The organism is Brooklawnia sp., from assembly GCF_032229645.1.
Taxonomy (GTDB): Bacteria; Actinomycetota; Actinomycetes; order Propionibacteriales; family Propionibacteriaceae; genus Brooklawnia.
The window spans coordinates 18,209-32,634 of the sequence record NZ_JAVTWX010000088.1 but is presented as its reverse complement, the minus strand read 5'-3'; the positions used below and the strand labels follow the sequence as shown (position 1 = coordinate 32,634).

The 14,426-nt window shown below is 64.0% G+C and carries 17 protein-coding genes; 15 read left to right on the top strand and 2 right to left on the bottom strand.

Annotated elements, in window-relative coordinates; all coding sequences use genetic code 11:
* Window positions 1-963 (top strand): amidohydrolase family protein (locus AAFP05_RS06660; RefSeq protein WP_341729073.1); only part of this gene is annotated, 963 nt, incomplete at its 5' end.
* A 23-nt stretch (window positions 964-986) separates the two neighbouring features.
* Here AAFP05_RS06660 and AAFP05_RS06655 read toward each other — a convergent pair.
* Window positions 987-1,601, bottom strand: coding sequence for a cysteine hydrolase (locus AAFP05_RS06655; RefSeq protein WP_341729072.1), 615 nt, complete (start codon window positions 1,599-1,601; stop codon window positions 987-989).
* A gap of 44 nt (window positions 1,602-1,645) precedes the next feature.
* Window positions 1,646-2,830 (bottom strand): FAD-dependent oxidoreductase, encoded by a 1,185-nt coding sequence (locus AAFP05_RS06650; RefSeq protein WP_341729071.1) that lies wholly within the window; start codon window positions 2,828-2,830, stop codon window positions 1,646-1,648.
* A gap of 248 nt (window positions 2,831-3,078) precedes the next feature.
* Here AAFP05_RS06650 and rpsP point away from each other — a divergent pair, with 248 nt between their 5' ends.
* From rpsP to dprA, 14 genes are all read left to right on the top strand, one after another.
* Window positions 3,079-3,501, top strand: coding sequence for a 30S ribosomal protein S16 (gene rpsP, locus AAFP05_RS06645; RefSeq protein WP_341729070.1), 423 nt, complete (start codon window positions 3,079-3,081; stop codon window positions 3,499-3,501).
* A gap of 2 nt (window positions 3,502-3,503) precedes the next feature.
* Complete coding sequence (locus AAFP05_RS06640; RefSeq protein ID WP_341729069.1) at window positions 3,504-3,761, top strand: RNA-binding protein; 258 nt, start codon at window positions 3,504-3,506, stop codon at window positions 3,759-3,761.
* Between the two features lie 102 nt (window positions 3,762-3,863).
* On the top strand, window positions 3,864-4,391 hold the full coding sequence (gene rimM / locus AAFP05_RS06635) for a ribosome maturation factor RimM (RefSeq protein ID WP_341729068.1): 528 nt from the start codon (window positions 3,864-3,866) through the stop codon (window positions 4,389-4,391).
* Entirely contained in the window at window positions 4,391-5,101 is a 711-nt protein-coding gene (gene trmD, locus AAFP05_RS06630; protein ID WP_341729067.1) for a tRNA (guanosine(37)-N1)-methyltransferase TrmD, read from the top strand. Before rimM ends, trmD begins: the two co-directional genes overlap by 1 nt.
* 68 nt (window positions 5,102-5,169) lie before the next feature.
* A complete protein-coding gene (locus tag AAFP05_RS06625) occupies window positions 5,170-5,904 on the top strand; it encodes a succinate dehydrogenase cytochrome b subunit (protein ID WP_341729066.1) in 735 nt (244 codons plus the stop codon).
* On the top strand, window positions 5,904-7,928 hold the full coding sequence (locus AAFP05_RS06620) for a fumarate reductase/succinate dehydrogenase flavoprotein subunit (protein WP_341729065.1): 2,025 nt from the start codon (window positions 5,904-5,906) through the stop codon (window positions 7,926-7,928). Before AAFP05_RS06625 ends, AAFP05_RS06620 begins: the two co-directional genes overlap by 1 nt.
* Window positions 7,925-8,692 (top strand): succinate dehydrogenase/fumarate reductase iron-sulfur subunit, encoded by a 768-nt coding sequence (locus AAFP05_RS06615; RefSeq protein ID WP_341729064.1) that lies wholly within the window; start codon window positions 7,925-7,927, stop codon window positions 8,690-8,692. The genes AAFP05_RS06620 and AAFP05_RS06615 overlap by 4 nt, the downstream gene beginning before the upstream one ends.
* A 244-nt stretch (window positions 8,693-8,936) precedes the next feature.
* Window positions 8,937-9,284, top strand: a complete 348-nt coding sequence (rplS, locus tag AAFP05_RS06610; RefSeq protein WP_341729063.1) for a 50S ribosomal protein L19 — start codon at window positions 8,937-8,939, stop codon at window positions 9,282-9,284.
* Between the two features lie 168 nt (window positions 9,285-9,452).
* A complete protein-coding gene (gene lepB / locus AAFP05_RS06605) occupies window positions 9,453-10,271 on the top strand; it encodes a signal peptidase I (protein ID WP_341729062.1) in 819 nt (272 codons plus the stop codon).
* On the top strand, window positions 10,271-10,915 hold the full coding sequence (locus AAFP05_RS06600) for a ribonuclease HII (protein ID WP_341729061.1): 645 nt from the start codon (window positions 10,271-10,273) through the stop codon (window positions 10,913-10,915). The genes lepB and AAFP05_RS06600 overlap by 1 nt, the downstream gene beginning before the upstream one ends.
* Entirely contained in the window at window positions 10,912-11,223 is a 312-nt protein-coding gene (locus AAFP05_RS06595; RefSeq protein WP_341729060.1) for a DUF2469 domain-containing protein, read from the top strand. Before AAFP05_RS06600 ends, AAFP05_RS06595 begins: the two co-directional genes overlap by 4 nt.
* Window positions 11,224-11,356: 133 nt before the next feature.
* A complete protein-coding gene (locus AAFP05_RS06590; protein ID WP_341729059.1) occupies window positions 11,357-11,752 on the top strand; it encodes a YraN family protein in 396 nt (131 codons plus the stop codon).
* Complete coding sequence (locus tag AAFP05_RS06585) at window positions 11,749-13,272, top strand: YifB family Mg chelatase-like AAA ATPase (RefSeq protein WP_341729058.1); 1,524 nt, start codon at window positions 11,749-11,751, stop codon at window positions 13,270-13,272. The genes AAFP05_RS06590 and AAFP05_RS06585 overlap by 4 nt, the downstream gene beginning before the upstream one ends.
* Window positions 13,269-14,408, top strand: coding sequence for a DNA-processing protein DprA (gene dprA, locus AAFP05_RS06580; RefSeq protein WP_341729057.1), 1,140 nt, complete (start codon window positions 13,269-13,271; stop codon window positions 14,406-14,408). Before AAFP05_RS06585 ends, dprA begins: the two co-directional genes overlap by 4 nt.
* Window positions 14,409-14,426: the final 18 nt, after the last annotated feature.

Genomic DNA, 14,426 nt, shown 5'->3' with positions numbered 1-14,426 from the left:
GGCTCGGGGTTCTGGATCATGCCGGGGCTGGTCGACGCGCACTGTCACATCGGGCTGGGGCCCAACGGTGCAGTCGATCGGGCGACCGCCGAGCAACAGGCCATCACCGACCGCAACTCGGGCGTCCTGCTGATCAGGGACGCGGGCGCCCCGGTGGACACGCATTGGGTCGATGATCGTCCCGATCTGCCCCGCGTGATCCGCGCCGGACGCCACATTGCGCGCCCGAAGCGGTACCTGCGCAATTTCGCTGTAGAGATCGATCCCGCCGAGATGGTGGACGAGGTCGAGCGTCAGGCGTTGGCAGGTGACGGCTGGGTGAAGCTGGTGGGGGACTGGATCGACCGGGACGCGGGCGATCTGCGTCCGCTGTGGCCCGTGGATCAGGCTCGCCAGGCCATCGAGCGGGCTCATCTGGCCGGCGCTCGGGTGACGGCACACTGCTTCGCCGAAGAGTCCGTTGCCGAGCTCGTGGCTGCGGGCATCGACTGTATCGAGCATGGCACGGGGCTGAGCGATGAGGTCATCGCTCAGATGGCCGAGCGTGGCGTCGCCCTGGTACCGACGATGACGAACCTGGAGAACTTCCCTGGCTTCGCTGCTGCCGGTGAGGCTAAGTTCCCCGGGTACGCAGCGCACATGCGGGCATTGCATGCCTCACGCTATGAGGTGCTCGGCGGCGCTCTGGAAGCGGGCGTTCCGGTCTATGCGGGCACCGACGCCGGCGGCACCCTGATACATGGCCGCATCGCCGAGGAAGCCGAACTGCTCGCGAAGCTCGGCGGGGTGGACTTCGCGCTCGGCGCGATCTCGTGGCGAGCGCGCGAATGGCTGGGCGCGCCGGGTCTTGAGGCGGGAGCCCCGGCAGACCTGGTGATCTACCGGGACGACCCTCGCGTCCATCTGGAGACCTTGCACAGCCCCGCACTGGTGATGCTGCGCGGGACTCGCTACCCGAACTGACTCGACCGGGTCTGAGCCCAGGCTCAGAGCGCGGCCATCACTTCGGCCGATGTCACCGGGTGAGAGAACATCGGGTAGTCATAGGCGATCGCATTCTCATGTTCCGCAGTCGAGGTGGCAGCGGTGCAGTCGGTGAGCGTGAGCACCCGGTAGCCGTTCTCGTAGCCGGAGCGCATCGTCGACTCCACGCAGCAGTTGGTGAGGAAACCACCCAAGATGATGGTGTTGATTCCCTTGCTGCGCAGAATGAAGTCGATGTTGGTTGATGCGAAAGTGTCCAGACCACGCTTGCCTTCGATCAGGATGTCGCCGTCGACCGGCGTCAGGTCGTCCACGATCGTGCCGCCCCAGGTGCCTTTGACGAACGCGTTGCCGTCGACTACGCCTTTGAGGATGCCGTATGGGTGGCGAGTCAGCTCGCCGTAGCCCGGCGCGAAGGTGATCGGGGCGTGCATGATAGTCACCCCTGCCTCTCGCGCCTTGGCCACCAGGGTGACGGTGTTGCCGAGCATTCCGGTGGAATCCATCACTTCGGCGACCGCGTCATGTAGAACGCCGCCGGGCGTCGCGAATTCGTTCTGGAATTCGATGAGCACGAGTGCGGTGCTCGCAGGATCGATCTTCAATGATTCAGCCATGACACCATTGTGGGCCTAAACGCCCGGCGATGACCGGGTTCGCGCTAGACGATCCTGTTACGAAGCTCGTCACGGTCGGTGGGTGCATCGGCGAGCACCTGGCGGGCCTTGTCGACCGAATCCCAGACATCCCAGAGCAGCACTCCGACCGGTCGGGACTGGTCGTCCAGGTAGTAGACGACGAAGCGTCCCTCACCGAGGCCCACCACCTCGGTGTCCAACCTGGCGTCCAGACGCCCGATGGCCTCCCAGCCGATCTCGAAGGCATCCGACCAGAAGAATGGCGTGTGATCGTAGGTTTCCTGGCTGCCGGCCATCGATCGTCCTGCCGTAGCGCCGGAGACCTGGGCATGATCGACGTGTTCGATCCGGGTACGTCCCAAGATCGTGTCCGGGTACTCGGCGATGTCTCCGGCCGCCCAGATATCGGGATCTGACGTCGTCAGGTGAGCGTCCACAACAATGCCGCGGTCAACCTCCAGCCCGGCATCGGACGCCAGCGAGAGCACCGGCTTGGCGCTGAGACCGGCGACCACCACACCGGCGACATACTCGCTGCCGTCGTCGAGCACCACACCCGGACGCCCGTCGGGGCCGATCAACGCATGGTCGGCCATGCGTCCGGGCACCAGCCGTACCCCATGGTCGAGATAGAGGGTCTGGAAGCGCTCGGCGAGGACCGGTGGGAAGACGGCCGAACCGAGCACCTGCTGCGGGAAGATCAAGGTCACCGCGATGCCGTTGGCGGCCAGCGCGGCGGCGATCTCGGTGCCGATGAATCCGCCTCCGACCACCACGGCGGTCGGATCGGTGGTCACCAGCTCCCGCAACCTGCGGTAATTCGCCAGCGAGCGCATGGCGATGAATCGGTCACTGCCGGCGCCAGGCAGCTGAGTGGGCACTGAGCCGGTGGCGATCAGTAGCTTCCGATAGCCGAACCGCTCACCGTCGGTCGTCACGATCTGGTGTGCGGCACGGTCGATCGCGGTCACCGGGCGGTTCAGCACAATGGCCGCAGCGGTATCGGCGACGGTCTTCTCGGAGATCGTCTGCTCGTTCACTGCCGGATCGAGCCACAGCGCCTTGGTGAGCGCAGTGCGATCGTAGGGTTCGTCGGCCTCGGCACTGATGATCCCGATCGATCCGGAGGCATCCAATTCGCGGATGCCATGCGCGGCCGCGTTCGCCGCCTCCCCGCCACCGACAATCAGGTAGTCAAAGTCGCTCATGGTGTTCAACCTCCTTGCTCGACCAATACCGAGGCACTGGAGTCCATTGATTTGACAACCACGCTAACCGCATTTCACTCCGGCTAGTGGGATCTGGCACAATGGACGATGCGTCTGGCGTCCAGGTGCCCTCTCATCACTGGCGACGCAAGTCCAACAGGTATGAGCGAGCATGCCCCACATGCAAGCGAAGACCACCCGAACTACCGGGAAACACCCGGGACTGTCCAACAGGAGATACCACACAAGTGGCCACCAAGATTCGCCTGAAGCGGCTCGGCAAGATCCGCTCACCGCATTACCGTGTCGTCGTCATGGACTCCCGCACCCGCCGGGATGGCCAGGCCATCGAGGAAATCGGGATCTACCATCCGAAGAACGAGCCGTCGCTGATCCGCATCGATTCCGAGCGTGCTCAGTACTGGCTGGGCGTTGGCGCTCAGCCGACCGAGGCCGTTGTCGCTTTGCTCAAGCGCACCGGTGACTGGCAGAAGTTCAGCGGCGAAGACTCGCCCTCCGGCGTCGATCCGCAGCCCGTGCCCGTCGACAAGCTGGCCCGCTTCAACGCCGCGCTGGCCGAGGCCGATGGCGAGCCCGCTTCCGAGGCCATCAGCCGGAAGTCGAAGAAGGCCGAGACCGAAGAGGCTACCGAGGCTTCTGAGGAGGCCTGATCATGCTGGCCGAAGCACTCGAGCATCTAGTGCAGGGCATCGTCACCCATCCTGAGGACGTGCGCATCCGAGACAAGGAGTTGCGTCACGGGCGGATGCTGGAGGTGCGCGTCCATCCCGAAGATGTCGGCAAGGTCATCGGCCGTCAGGGACGCACCGCCTCCGCGCTGCGCACCGTGGTACAGGCACTGGCCGGTCGCGAGCAGATCCGTGTCGACTTCGTCGACGTGGATCGCAAGCCAGGACGCGGACGCCACTGAGATCATCATCACGCAGACGCCCCACCCATCGTCATGATGGTGGGGCGTCTGCTGTTTGGTGAGGGATCTCGCGGCGGGGAAGAGGCGGGGAAGAGGAGTTAGATGAGTGAATTGGTCGAGGTGATCGTCGGGGTGATCGGCCGGGCGCACGGAGTGCGCGGTGAGGTCAACGTCGAACCGCGAACCGACGAGATCGAGCGCCGGTTCGCGCCGGGCGCGGAGTTGCGCGCCGGCGAGGGCGGCAAGCTGACCGTCGAGTCGGCCAACCAGCCGTCCGGACGTCTGGTTGTCGGGTTCCGCGAGATCGCCGACCGCACTGCGGCCGAACTGCTGCGCGGACGAGTACTCAGCGTCCGGGTGCCGGTCGACGAGCAGCCCAGCGGACGCGAGGAGTACTTCGATCGCCAGTTGGCCGGGCTCGCGGTTCTGAGAGCCGACGGCACTGTGGCCGGAACCATCGTCCAGATTCTGCACAGTCCAGCGCAGGATCTGCTCGTCGTCGATGTGGACGGCAGCGAGTATCTGGTTCCCTTCGTGAAGGCCCTGGTGCCCGAGGTCGACCTGGCTGCCGGAACGGTTCGGCTGGCAGATGTCGCCGGCTTGCTGGACGACCAGGCCCAGGAGGGCTGATGCGCATCGACGTCGTCTCCATCTTCCCCGACTACTTCGCCGCGCTGCAGCTGAGTCTGATCGGCAAAGCGATCGAAGACGGGTTGCTGGACGTGCGCGTACACGACCTGCGCGACTTCACCCATGACCGGCACCGCACGGTCGACGACACTCCGTACGGCGGGGGAGCGGGCATGGTGATGAAGCCCGAGCCTTGGGGCGAGGCACTGGATGCGTTGCTGGACAGCTACGAGCCGCTGTCCGACGACCGGCGTCCGGTGCTGTTGGTGCCCTCGCCATCGGGGCGGTTGTTCACTCAGCAGATGGCCATCGACCTGGCGTCCGAACCGCGGATCGCGTTCGCCTGTGGACGATATGAAGGCATCGATCACCGGGTGATTGGTTGGGCACGCCAGCACTTTGCTGTTAGTGAGGTTAGCCTTGGCGACTACGTGCTGAATGGCGGAGAAGTGGCCGCATTGGCTATGATTGAGGCCACTGTGCGTCTGATTCCAGGCGTGATCGGTAACCCGCTCTCACTCGTCGAAGAGTCGCATTCTGCGGCCTCCGATCATCTGCTGGAATACCCCGTGTTTACCAAACCTGCTAGCTGGCGCGGGTTTGATGTGCCAGACGTGCTGCTCAGTGGGCATCATGGCAAGGTCACCGAGTGGCGTCATGAGCAGTCGGTGGAGATTACGTCGCTGCGCCGACCGGATCTGCTCAACTGAGTTTGGACGGACCATTACCGGCAGGGGTGCCGGCCTGCGGAAGGCGCCCACCCATTAGACTCCAGACCGTGGCAACCAAACTCGTTACTCGCGATGCGAGCCGGACAGCCAATAACAGGGCGGTTCATTCGACGGTCTTCCGCAAGGTGCTGATGTCCGTCACAGGTCTGTTCCTGATTCTGTTCCTGCTCATGCATATGTTCGGCAATTTAAAGCTCCTCATCCCGGACGTCGGTATGCAGGAGTTCGATGAGTACTCGCACTTCCTGCGGACGTTCCTGTACCCGATGCTCCCGTACCGATTCTTCCTCACGCTTTTCGAGATCCTCCTCACCGCTGCGGTCTTGATTCACGTCGAGGCTGCGGTCCGGTTGACCTTCCGCGACTACGAAGCGCACATGGGAATGGGCCGCTATCTCAAGCAGCGCTACCTAGCGGGCAGCTTCGCCGCCCGCACGATGATCTGGAGCGGCGTTCTCATTCTCCTTGGCGTGATCTACCACCTCTTGCAGTTCACCACTCAGACCATCACGGTTGGCTACGAGGGTTCGGTTGAGCCGCACATGCGCGTCGTGCTCGGCTTCCAGGAGTGGTGGATGGTGCTCGTCTACGGCATCTGGGTCGGATTGGTCAGCTTCCACATCTACCACGGCTTCTACAGTGCTTTCTGCACCCTGGGTGCCCGCGTAGGAGCGTTCAGCGAGAAGGTGATCAAGGTCTGCTCGGTGATCGTCTGCCTGCTGGTCTTCTTCGGCTTCATGGCTAGCCCGCTGGCGATTTTCTTTGGATTGGTGACTGCATAATGACTGAGACATCGACTCCCCGATTCGCGTTCGACGACGACGCCGAGTACTTCGTCGTCGGCGACGAGGTCAGCGACACCAAGGCCAACACCGACCTGCCGATCGACCAGGTGTGGCCCGATCGTCAGTTCCGTGCCAAGCTCGTGAACCCCGCCAACCGGCGCAAGATCAGCATCATCGTCGTCGGCACCGGCCTGGCAGGTGGCGCAGCTGCTGCCTCACTCGGCGAGGCCGGCTACAACGTGCTGAACTTCTGCTACCAGGATTCGCCCCGCCGCGCGCACTCGATCGCTGCCCAGGGCGGCATCAACGCGGCGAAGAACTACAAGAACGACAACGACTCCACGTACCGGTTGTTCTACGACACGGTCAAGGGCGGTGACTACCGCGCCCGCGAGACCAACGTCTACCGTCTGGCGAGCGTCTCGGCCAACATCATCGACCAGTGCGTTGCCCAAGGCGTGCCTTTCGCACGTGAGTACGGCGGACTGCTCGACACCCGCTCGTTCGGCGGCGTGCAGGTGCAGCGCACCTTCTACGCTCGCGGCCAAACCGGTCAGCAGCTGCTGATCGGCGCATACCAGGCGCTGGAGCGTCAGGTCGCGGCGGGCACTGTGCAGATGTTCGCCCGCCACGAGATGCTCGAGCTGATCATGAAGGACGGCGTCGCCCGCGGCATTGTCGCGCGTGACATGGTCACCGGCGAGGTCGCACCGTACACCGCAGATGCGGTTGTCCTGGCTACCGGCGGATACGGCAACGTCTTCTTCTTGTCGACCAACGCCATGGGCTGCAACGTGACCGCCGGCTGGCGGGCACACCGCAAGGGAGCCTACTTCGCGAATCCCTGTTACACCCAGATCCACCCGACCTGCATCCCTGTGCACGGCGACAACCAGTCGAAGCTGACTCTGATGTCTGAGTCGTTGCGCAATGACGGCCGTATCTGGGTGCCCAAGAAGGCCGAGGACTGCGACAAGGATCCCCGTAAGATTCCCGAGGAAGATCGCGACTACTACCTGGAGCGCATCTACCCGGCCTTCGGCAACCTGGTTCCCCGCGATATCGCATCGCGTCAGGCGAAGAACATGTGCGATGAGGGACGCGGCGTTGGTCCGCTGGTGAAGGAGGTCGACGAGAACGGCGTCCAGCACGAGGTGCGTCGCGGCGTCTACCTCGACTTCTCGGATGCCATCGGTCGTCTCGGCAAGCACGGCGTCGAGGTCAAGTACGGCAACCTGTTCGACATGTACAAGCAGATCACCGCTGAGGACCCTTACGAGCTTCCAATGCGGATCTATCCGGCCGTCCATTACACCATGGGTGGCGTGTGGGTCGACTACGATCTGCAGACCACGATTCAGGGTCTGTTCGTGACCGGCGAGGCAAACTTCTCCGACCACGGAGCCAACCGACTCGGTGCCTCGGCGCTGATGCAGGGGCTCGCGGACGGCTACTTCGTCCTGCCCAACACCATCAACGACTACCTGGCGGCCCATCATGACGGTCAATTGCCCGATGATGATCCCGCAGTGGTTGAGGCGGTTGCGGCCACCAAGGCGCAGATCGACAAGTTGCTGAGCATCAAGGGCACTCGCACAGTTGACTCGTTCCACAAGGAACTCGGGCACATCATGTGGGAGTACTGCGGTATGGCCCGCAGCGACGAAGGCCTGAAGAAGGCCATCGGCCTGATCCGCGAGTTGAAGGAAGAGTTCTGGCGCAACGTCAACGTGACCGGTGTCGCCGCAGATCTCAACCAGACCCTTGAGCGGGCCGGCCGGCTGATCGACTTCTTCGAACTGGGCGAGCTGATGTGCATCGACGCTATGCACCGACGCGAGTCCTGCGGCGGTCACTTCCGGGTCGAACATCAGACCGAGGAAGGCGAGGCACTGCGTCACGACGACGAGTTCGCCTATGTGGCGGCTTGGGAGTACACCGGTGCCGGCACGAAGCCGATTCTGCACAAGGAGCCCCTGGTCTACAAGGCAATCGAGTTGAAGCAACGGAGTTACAAGTGAAACTCACACTGAAGATCTGGCGCCAGGCTCGTGGCGCTGAGCAGGGCAAGCTTGTCGAGTACAAGATCGACAATGTCTCCGAGGATATGAGCTTTCTCGAGATGCTTGACCAGCTGAATGAGGAGCTCACCGACGCCGGCGAGGAACCGGTGGCGTTCGACTCGGACTGTCGTGAGGGCATCTGCGGCATGTGTGGTGTGGTCATCAACGGCACCGCTCATGGACGCGGGAACTCCCCGGTTCCGACGACCACGTGCCAGTTGCACATGCGCTCGTTCAATGACGGTGACACCGTCACAATCGAGCCCTGGAAGGCCAAGGCGTTCCCGGTGATCAAGGACCTGGTTGTGGACCGCGGCGCGCTGGACCGCATCGTCCAGGCTGGCGGCTTCATCTCGGTCAACACCGGTTCGGCACCGGACGCGCACGCGACGCTCGCCCCGAAGCTGCAGTCTGACCGGGCCTTCGACAACGCGACCTGCATCGGTTGTGGCGCGTGTGTCGCCGCTTGCCCGAATGCTTCGGCCATGCTGTTCACCTCGGCGAAGATCACCCACCTGGCCAACCTGCCACAAGGCCAGCCGGAGCGATTCCTGCGCGTCAAGAATATGGTCGGGCAGCACGACTCCGAGGGCTTCGGCAACTGCACCAACATCGGTGAATGCGCGGCGGTTTGCCCGAAGGGCATTCCGTTGGAGTCCATCAGCACCCTGAACCGCGACCTGGTGTGGTCGCTGTTCCGCAAGGATGGCTTCACCGCTTAGGGTCCTTAGTCAGGCTCAGACCAGCCATATTTCGCGAGTAACGAGGACGGCGTCGGGATATTCCCGGCGCCGTCCTCGCGCGCTGGGTGGCTCGGTCGCGATTACCGGCATCGGGTGCGACTGTGGCATGATTATCAGGTTGCTCTGCCGTATCGGTTCCTGCCACAGGGGGATTGATCGGGACAGCGGGGCTTTATTAAACGCTCAACCGCGAGGTGACCTGTGGCACCGACGAGGAAAGATTATGAATCCGATCATTGCCGAACTCGACAAGGCCTCGACCCGCAGTGACATCCCCGAGTTCCGTCCAGGAGACTCGGTGCGGGTGCACGTGAAGGTGGTCGAGGGCAACAAGTCCCGTATCCAGGTTTTCGCCGGTGTCGTGATTGCCCGCACCGGTTCCGGTGTGCAGGAGGCGTTCACGGTTCGCAAGATCTCGTACGGAACCGGCGTGGAGCGTACCTTCCCGCTGCATTCCCCGATCATCGACCACATCGAGGTCGAGCGTCGCGGTGATGTGCGTCGCGCCAAGCTGTACTACCTGCGCGGTCTGCGCGGTAAGGCTGCCAAGATCAAAGAGCGTCGCCGCTGAGAGTGCGCGGCCATCTTCGGCGGAGTCCCGGCCCTCCTGCAAGGGGTTGGCCGGGACTCCGGTGTCTCCCGTTCGCGGGCTCGCGCAGATCGGCCCCTGGCCCGGTCGGCTAAGTCCCGCGCACAAGATCTAAGATAGAACGCGGTTGTCGGAGCTAGGAGTCATGGCATGGGTCGTAGGCACAAGGGTGATGAACAGGTCGCCGAAGTGGACGATCTCGACGCACCTCCGGTCGCCAAACCATCGAAGCTCAAGCAGGTCCTGACGTTTCTGGGCGAGACCGTATTGGCGATCATGGTGACGCTGGTGGTCACGGCATTGCTCAGAGTCTTCGTCTTTCAGGTCTTTCAAGTGCCCAGCGGGTCCATGGAAGAGACCCTTGAGCTGAAGGACCGGATTGTGGCGATGCGGGTGTCTGATTTTCAGCGCGGTGACATCGTGGTCTTCGAAGATCCGGATGCGAGATGGATGGGCCAGCAACCTGAGTCGTCCAATCCCGTTCGCGTGGTGCTGGAGGCGTTGTATCTGCTGCCCGACAGCAGCCAGGGCTACCTGGTCAAGCGGGTGATCGGCATGCCTGGCGATCATGTGGCGTGCTGCGATCAGCAGGGCCGGATGACAGTCAATGACATCGCGCTCGACGAGGACTCCTATCTTTATCAGGATGCCAGTGGATTGACTGTGGCGCCCTCGGACACCTCATTCGATGTGGTGGTGCCAGCGGGGAACGTCTTCGTGATGGGTGATCATCGGGACCGTTCGGGCGATTCGCGGCTGCACATGTGTGAGGCGACGGCACCCGGGGTACCTGCCGGGATGTATGGGTTCGTGCCGGTGGACGACGTCGTCGGTCCGGTGGTGGCCATCGTCGCACCGCTGAACCGCATCACCACGTTCTCGACTCCCGAGACCTTCGTCGCGGTTCCCGACGCTGCCGAGGATCCGCCTACCGCGCCGGTGCTCGGTGAGGGGTCGTGTGGCGGCTGATGACGACTATTCGCCCTGGCAAGGGCATCTTTGGTTACGAGCGTGCCTTGCGGCGTGCCGGTTTCGGTCTGGTGGCCGGCGCCGATGAGGCCGGACGCGGAGCCTGCGCGGGTCCGCTGGTCGCCGGTGCGGTCATCTTGAACGAGCGGGCTGCCATCCACCTGAGCGGTCTGAACGATTCAAAACTACTGACCGCTGCCACTCGCGAGCGTCTCTACGATGAGATCACCGCGTGCGCCATCGCGTGGTCGGTGGTCGAGGTTTCACCGACCGAGTGCGACCAGCTCGGCATGCACGAGGCCGACCTGCAGGGACTGCGGCGGGCGCTGCTGCGGCTCGACCCGGAGCCGGAGTTCGCGTTGACCGACGGTTTCGCCGTCGGTGGGCTCACGTGCCCTGCGTTGGCCCTCTGGAAGGGCGATCAGGTGGCGGCCTGCGTCGCGGCAGCGTCCATCATTGCGAAGGTCACCAGAGACCGCATCATGACGACCTACGACGAGCAGTATGACGGCTACGGATTCGCTGGGCACAAGGGATACTGCACTGCGGAACACCAGCGGCGGCTGGAAGAGCTGGGGCCGTGCCCCATACACCGGATGCGGTATGTGAACGTGCGGGCAGCAGCTAGAGTGGCGATACCATGAGCAGTGACGACTTGGAGGCCTACGAGGCCAAGCTGGAACTCGATTTGTACCGTGAGTACAAAGACGTCGTCGACATCTTCACCTACGCGGTGGAGACCGAACGACGGTTCTATCTGTGCAATCAGGTCGATCTGAAGGTGCGCACCGAGGGCGGCGACGTCTACTACGAAGTGTCGATGGGCGATGCCTGGGTCTGGGACATGTACCGGCCCGCGCGTTTCGTAAAGTCGGCGAAGGTGCTCACGTTCCGCGACGTGTCGATCGAGGAGATCCAGCATCGCGAACTGGAGATTCCCGACCAGGAGTGACCTGGATGGTGGCCTGAATCGACGGGCTGACGGACGCGGGACATCGGGCATCTCAAAAAGTTGAGATTTCTCTGTGGATAACTGAACGAATCGGCGTCCATTTGCCGATCATTCACCTCGAAGGAAGAGGTGCATGATGGCGCGTCCGAATCTAACGTTCGACAACAGGAAGCAACTCGGCGGTTGGGGAGAGAAACTCGCGGCCGACTATCTGCTCGGACTCGGCTGGCTGATCGTCGAACGCAATTGGCGTTGCTCGGTGGGCGAGGCCGACCTGGTCTGTCTTGAGCCTGGTCCCGGCGAGCTGCCCGCAGGGGTCATAGTCGAGGTCAAGTGCCGCAGCGGAACAGGTTTCGGCGATCCGCTGGAGGCAATCACCTACGCCAAACAATGCAGACTGCGGCAGCTCGCGACCTGTTGGCGGCGGGCGAGCGCCCCGGCACTTTCGGAGCTGCGGGTGGATGCTGTCGGTATCCTCAAGCTTCCTGGGGCTGCTCCGCTGATCAGGCACGTGCGGGGTGTGGCATGAGCACCGCGAGCGCATGGTCGGTGGCATTGCTGGGTATGGAGGGCACACTGGTCGAGGTCGAGGCTGCGATCGGTGGCGGGCTCCCGCGTACCGTACTGGTCGGCTTGCCGGACGCGGCGTTGTACGAGGCGAGAGACCGCTGCCGGGCGGCCGTCGCAGGCGCGGGTCTGGCCTGGCCGAACCAGCTACTCACGATCAACCTCACCCCGGCCAGCCTGCCGAAGGCCGGGTCCCACTACGATCTGGCGATCGTCTCGGCGGTGCTGGTAGCCAGCGGGATAGTGCCGCGGACGATCGCAGCATCTAGTGTGCTGGTCGGGGAGCTGGGCCTGGACGGGCGGGTGCGAGAAGTCCACGGAGTGTTGCCGGCGCTGCTGGCCGCCCGCGGTGAGGGATTCACGACCGCCATCGTGGCCGCCGGACAGGTGGCTGAGGCCGAGCTGGTCGACGGACTCACGATCTGGGGAGTCTCTTGCCTGGCTGATCTGATAGAGGTGCTACACGGGCGTCCGGTACTCGGCCAAGCAGCACGGTCGACCGCACCCACTCCGCAGCTGCCCGCGTATCTGCCGGATCTGGCAGATGTCCGCGGGCAGCCGGACGCCTGCTGGGCACTGGAGGTGGCCGCCGCGGGTGGACATCACATCTTTCTGCACGGCGCACCCGGAGTGGGCAAGTCGATGTTGGCCGAACGGCTGCCGGGTGTGCTCCCCGATCTGAGAAATGACGAGGCGCTCGAGGTGTCTGCGGTTCATTCGCTGGCCGGGAGGCCATTGACCGGCGGCTTGATCAGACGACCTCCGTATTCGAATCCGCATCACAACGCGTCCATGGCGGCGATGATCGGTGGCGGTGCCAGGGTGGCGCGTCCGGGAGCCATCTCGGTCGCTCATCGTGGGGTCCTCTTTCTCGATGAGGTGGCCGAGTTCAGCGCCCGGGTGCTCGACGCGTTGCGGACGCCGATGGAGACCGGCAAGGTGACGATCGCTCGTTCGGTCAGCCAGGTCTGCTACCCGGCGAGATTCCAGTTGGTGATGGCAGCCAATCCCTGCCCCTGCGGAATGCTCGGAGTCCCCGGCCGGAATTGCAGTTGCACTCCGATGAGCGTGCGTCGTTACAACGAGCGTCTGAGTGGACCGATCCTTGATCGCATCGACATCCATCATCGGCTGCTTCCGTCACGGCTGAGTTTGGCCGAGGCGCCCGCGGGAGAACCGAGCGCGAAGGTGGCTGAGCGGGTCGCGCTGGCTCGCCAGAGGCAGGCCCGGCGGCTGGCCGGAACGCCTTGGCGGCTCAACGGGGAGGTACCCGGAGCCGAGTTGCGCAAGCTGCCACAGGCGCAGGGCATGTCGTTGCTGGACGACGCGGTGCGTTGCGGAAGGTTGAGCGCTCGTGGCATCGACAAAGTGCTGCGCATCGGGTGGACGTTGGCCGACTTGGACGGCACGGATCGGATAACGCGGACGCACCTGGCGTCGGCGTTGGGGCTGAGACAAGACAGCTGGAGGAGTGCGGCATGACCGAGTGGACCGAGGAACGACGCGCCAGGGCGGTGTTGAGCAGTGTTTGCGAGCCGGGGCACCTGAAGCTGGCCCGGTTGGTCGCCGAACACGGTGCGGAGGCGACCGTCGACGCGCTGCGGCGAAGCGGCGAATCGGTGTGGGGGCAGCGCGCGAGGAAGACCGATGCCGCTGCATTGATCCATCGGGGCGAGGATGCGGGGCTGCGGTTCATGATTCCCGGAGACGAGGAGTGGCCCATTCAGGTGGACGATCTCGACCGCGGCGCCGAGGTACAAGGATTGGGTGGGGTGCCGGTCGGCCTGTGGGCTGCAGGCCCGTTGAGGGTCACCGAGCTTGGGCCGCGCAACGTGGCGGTCGTCGGAGCAAGGGCTGCCACACGCTATGGCGAGGCGGTGGCGGGCGATCTGGCAGCGGGACTTGCCGGGGCCCCCGATGACTATGCCGTGATCTCGGGCGGAGCGTACGGCATCGATGCCGCAGCCCACCGGGGCGTTCTCGCAGGCCATGGGAGAACTGCCGGAATCTATGCGGGAGGACTGGACGAGCCCTATCCCCGAGGGAACGCGAGGCTTTTCGAGGAGCTGAAAGCCGAGCACCTGGTGGTCTCAGAAGTTGCCCCCGGAGTGCGGGTTACCAGAGCCGCGTTTCTGGCCAGAAACCGGTTGATCGCCGCGCTGACGTCGGCGACGGTGGTGGTCGAGGCGGCGGCTCGGTCGGGCGCACGCAACACAGCGAGCTGGGCGAACGAGTTGGGACGCTTGGTGATGGCCGTGCCCGGACCGGTCTATTCGGGGATGTCGGCGGGCTGTCACCGGATGATCCGAGACGGCCAGGCGACCTTGGTGGCCGATGTCGACGATGTGCGGGCATTGCTGGCTCCGGTCGGGGTTGGACCATTGCTTCCCGACCGCGGCCCTGACAGGTTGCTCGACGATATCGAGCCGGAGCTGCTGGCGGTGCGTGAGGCAATGCCTGGTCGCGGCGCGATCACAACCTCCGACCTGGCAGGCAAATGTGGGCAGCCGCTGCCGCGAATCCTCGGTGCACTCGTCGAATTGGAGATCTTGGGATTGGTCGGCCAAGACCAGACGGGGGCTTGGCGGCTGAAACGGCCGGCGCCAACGGGCGACTAGGGTCCTGAGTGCAATCGC

Bases quoted from the DNA above. Each gene is read 5' to 3' on its own strand.
- rplS (WP_341729063.1), top strand. From the start codon at position 8,937: ATGAATCCGATCATTGCCGAACTCGACAAGGCCTCGACCCGCAGTGAC.
- AAFP05_RS06640 (WP_341729069.1), top strand. From the start codon at position 3,504: ATGCTGGCCGAAGCACTCGAGCATCTAGTGCAGGGCATCGTCACCCAT.
- AAFP05_RS06595 (WP_341729060.1), top strand. From the start codon at position 10,912: ATGAGCAGTGACGACTTGGAGGCCTACGAGGCCAAGCTGGAACTCGAT.
- rimM (WP_341729068.1), top strand. From the start codon at position 3,864: ATGAGTGAATTGGTCGAGGTGATCGTCGGGGTGATCGGCCGGGCGCAC.
- AAFP05_RS06650 (WP_341729071.1), bottom strand. From the start codon at position 2,830: ATGAGCGACTTTGACTACCTGATTGTCGGTGGCGGGGAGGCGGCGAAC.
- AAFP05_RS06620 (WP_341729065.1), top strand. From the start codon at position 5,904: ATGACTGAGACATCGACTCCCCGATTCGCGTTCGACGACGACGCCGAG.
- dprA (WP_341729057.1), top strand. From the start codon at position 13,269: ATGACCGAGTGGACCGAGGAACGACGCGCCAGGGCGGTGTTGAGCAGT.
- AAFP05_RS06590 (WP_341729059.1), top strand. From the start codon at position 11,357: ATGATGGCGCGTCCGAATCTAACGTTCGACAACAGGAAGCAACTCGGC.
- trmD (WP_341729067.1), top strand. From the start codon at position 4,391: ATGCGCATCGACGTCGTCTCCATCTTCCCCGACTACTTCGCCGCGCTG.
- AAFP05_RS06585 (WP_341729058.1), top strand. From the start codon at position 11,749: ATGAGCACCGCGAGCGCATGGTCGGTGGCATTGCTGGGTATGGAGGGC.
- AAFP05_RS06600 (WP_341729061.1), top strand. From the start codon at position 10,271: ATGACGACTATTCGCCCTGGCAAGGGCATCTTTGGTTACGAGCGTGCC.
- AAFP05_RS06655 (WP_341729072.1), bottom strand. From the start codon at position 1,601: ATGGCTGAATCATTGAAGATCGATCCTGCGAGCACCGCACTCGTGCTC.
- lepB (WP_341729062.1), top strand. From the start codon at position 9,453: ATGGGTCGTAGGCACAAGGGTGATGAACAGGTCGCCGAAGTGGACGAT.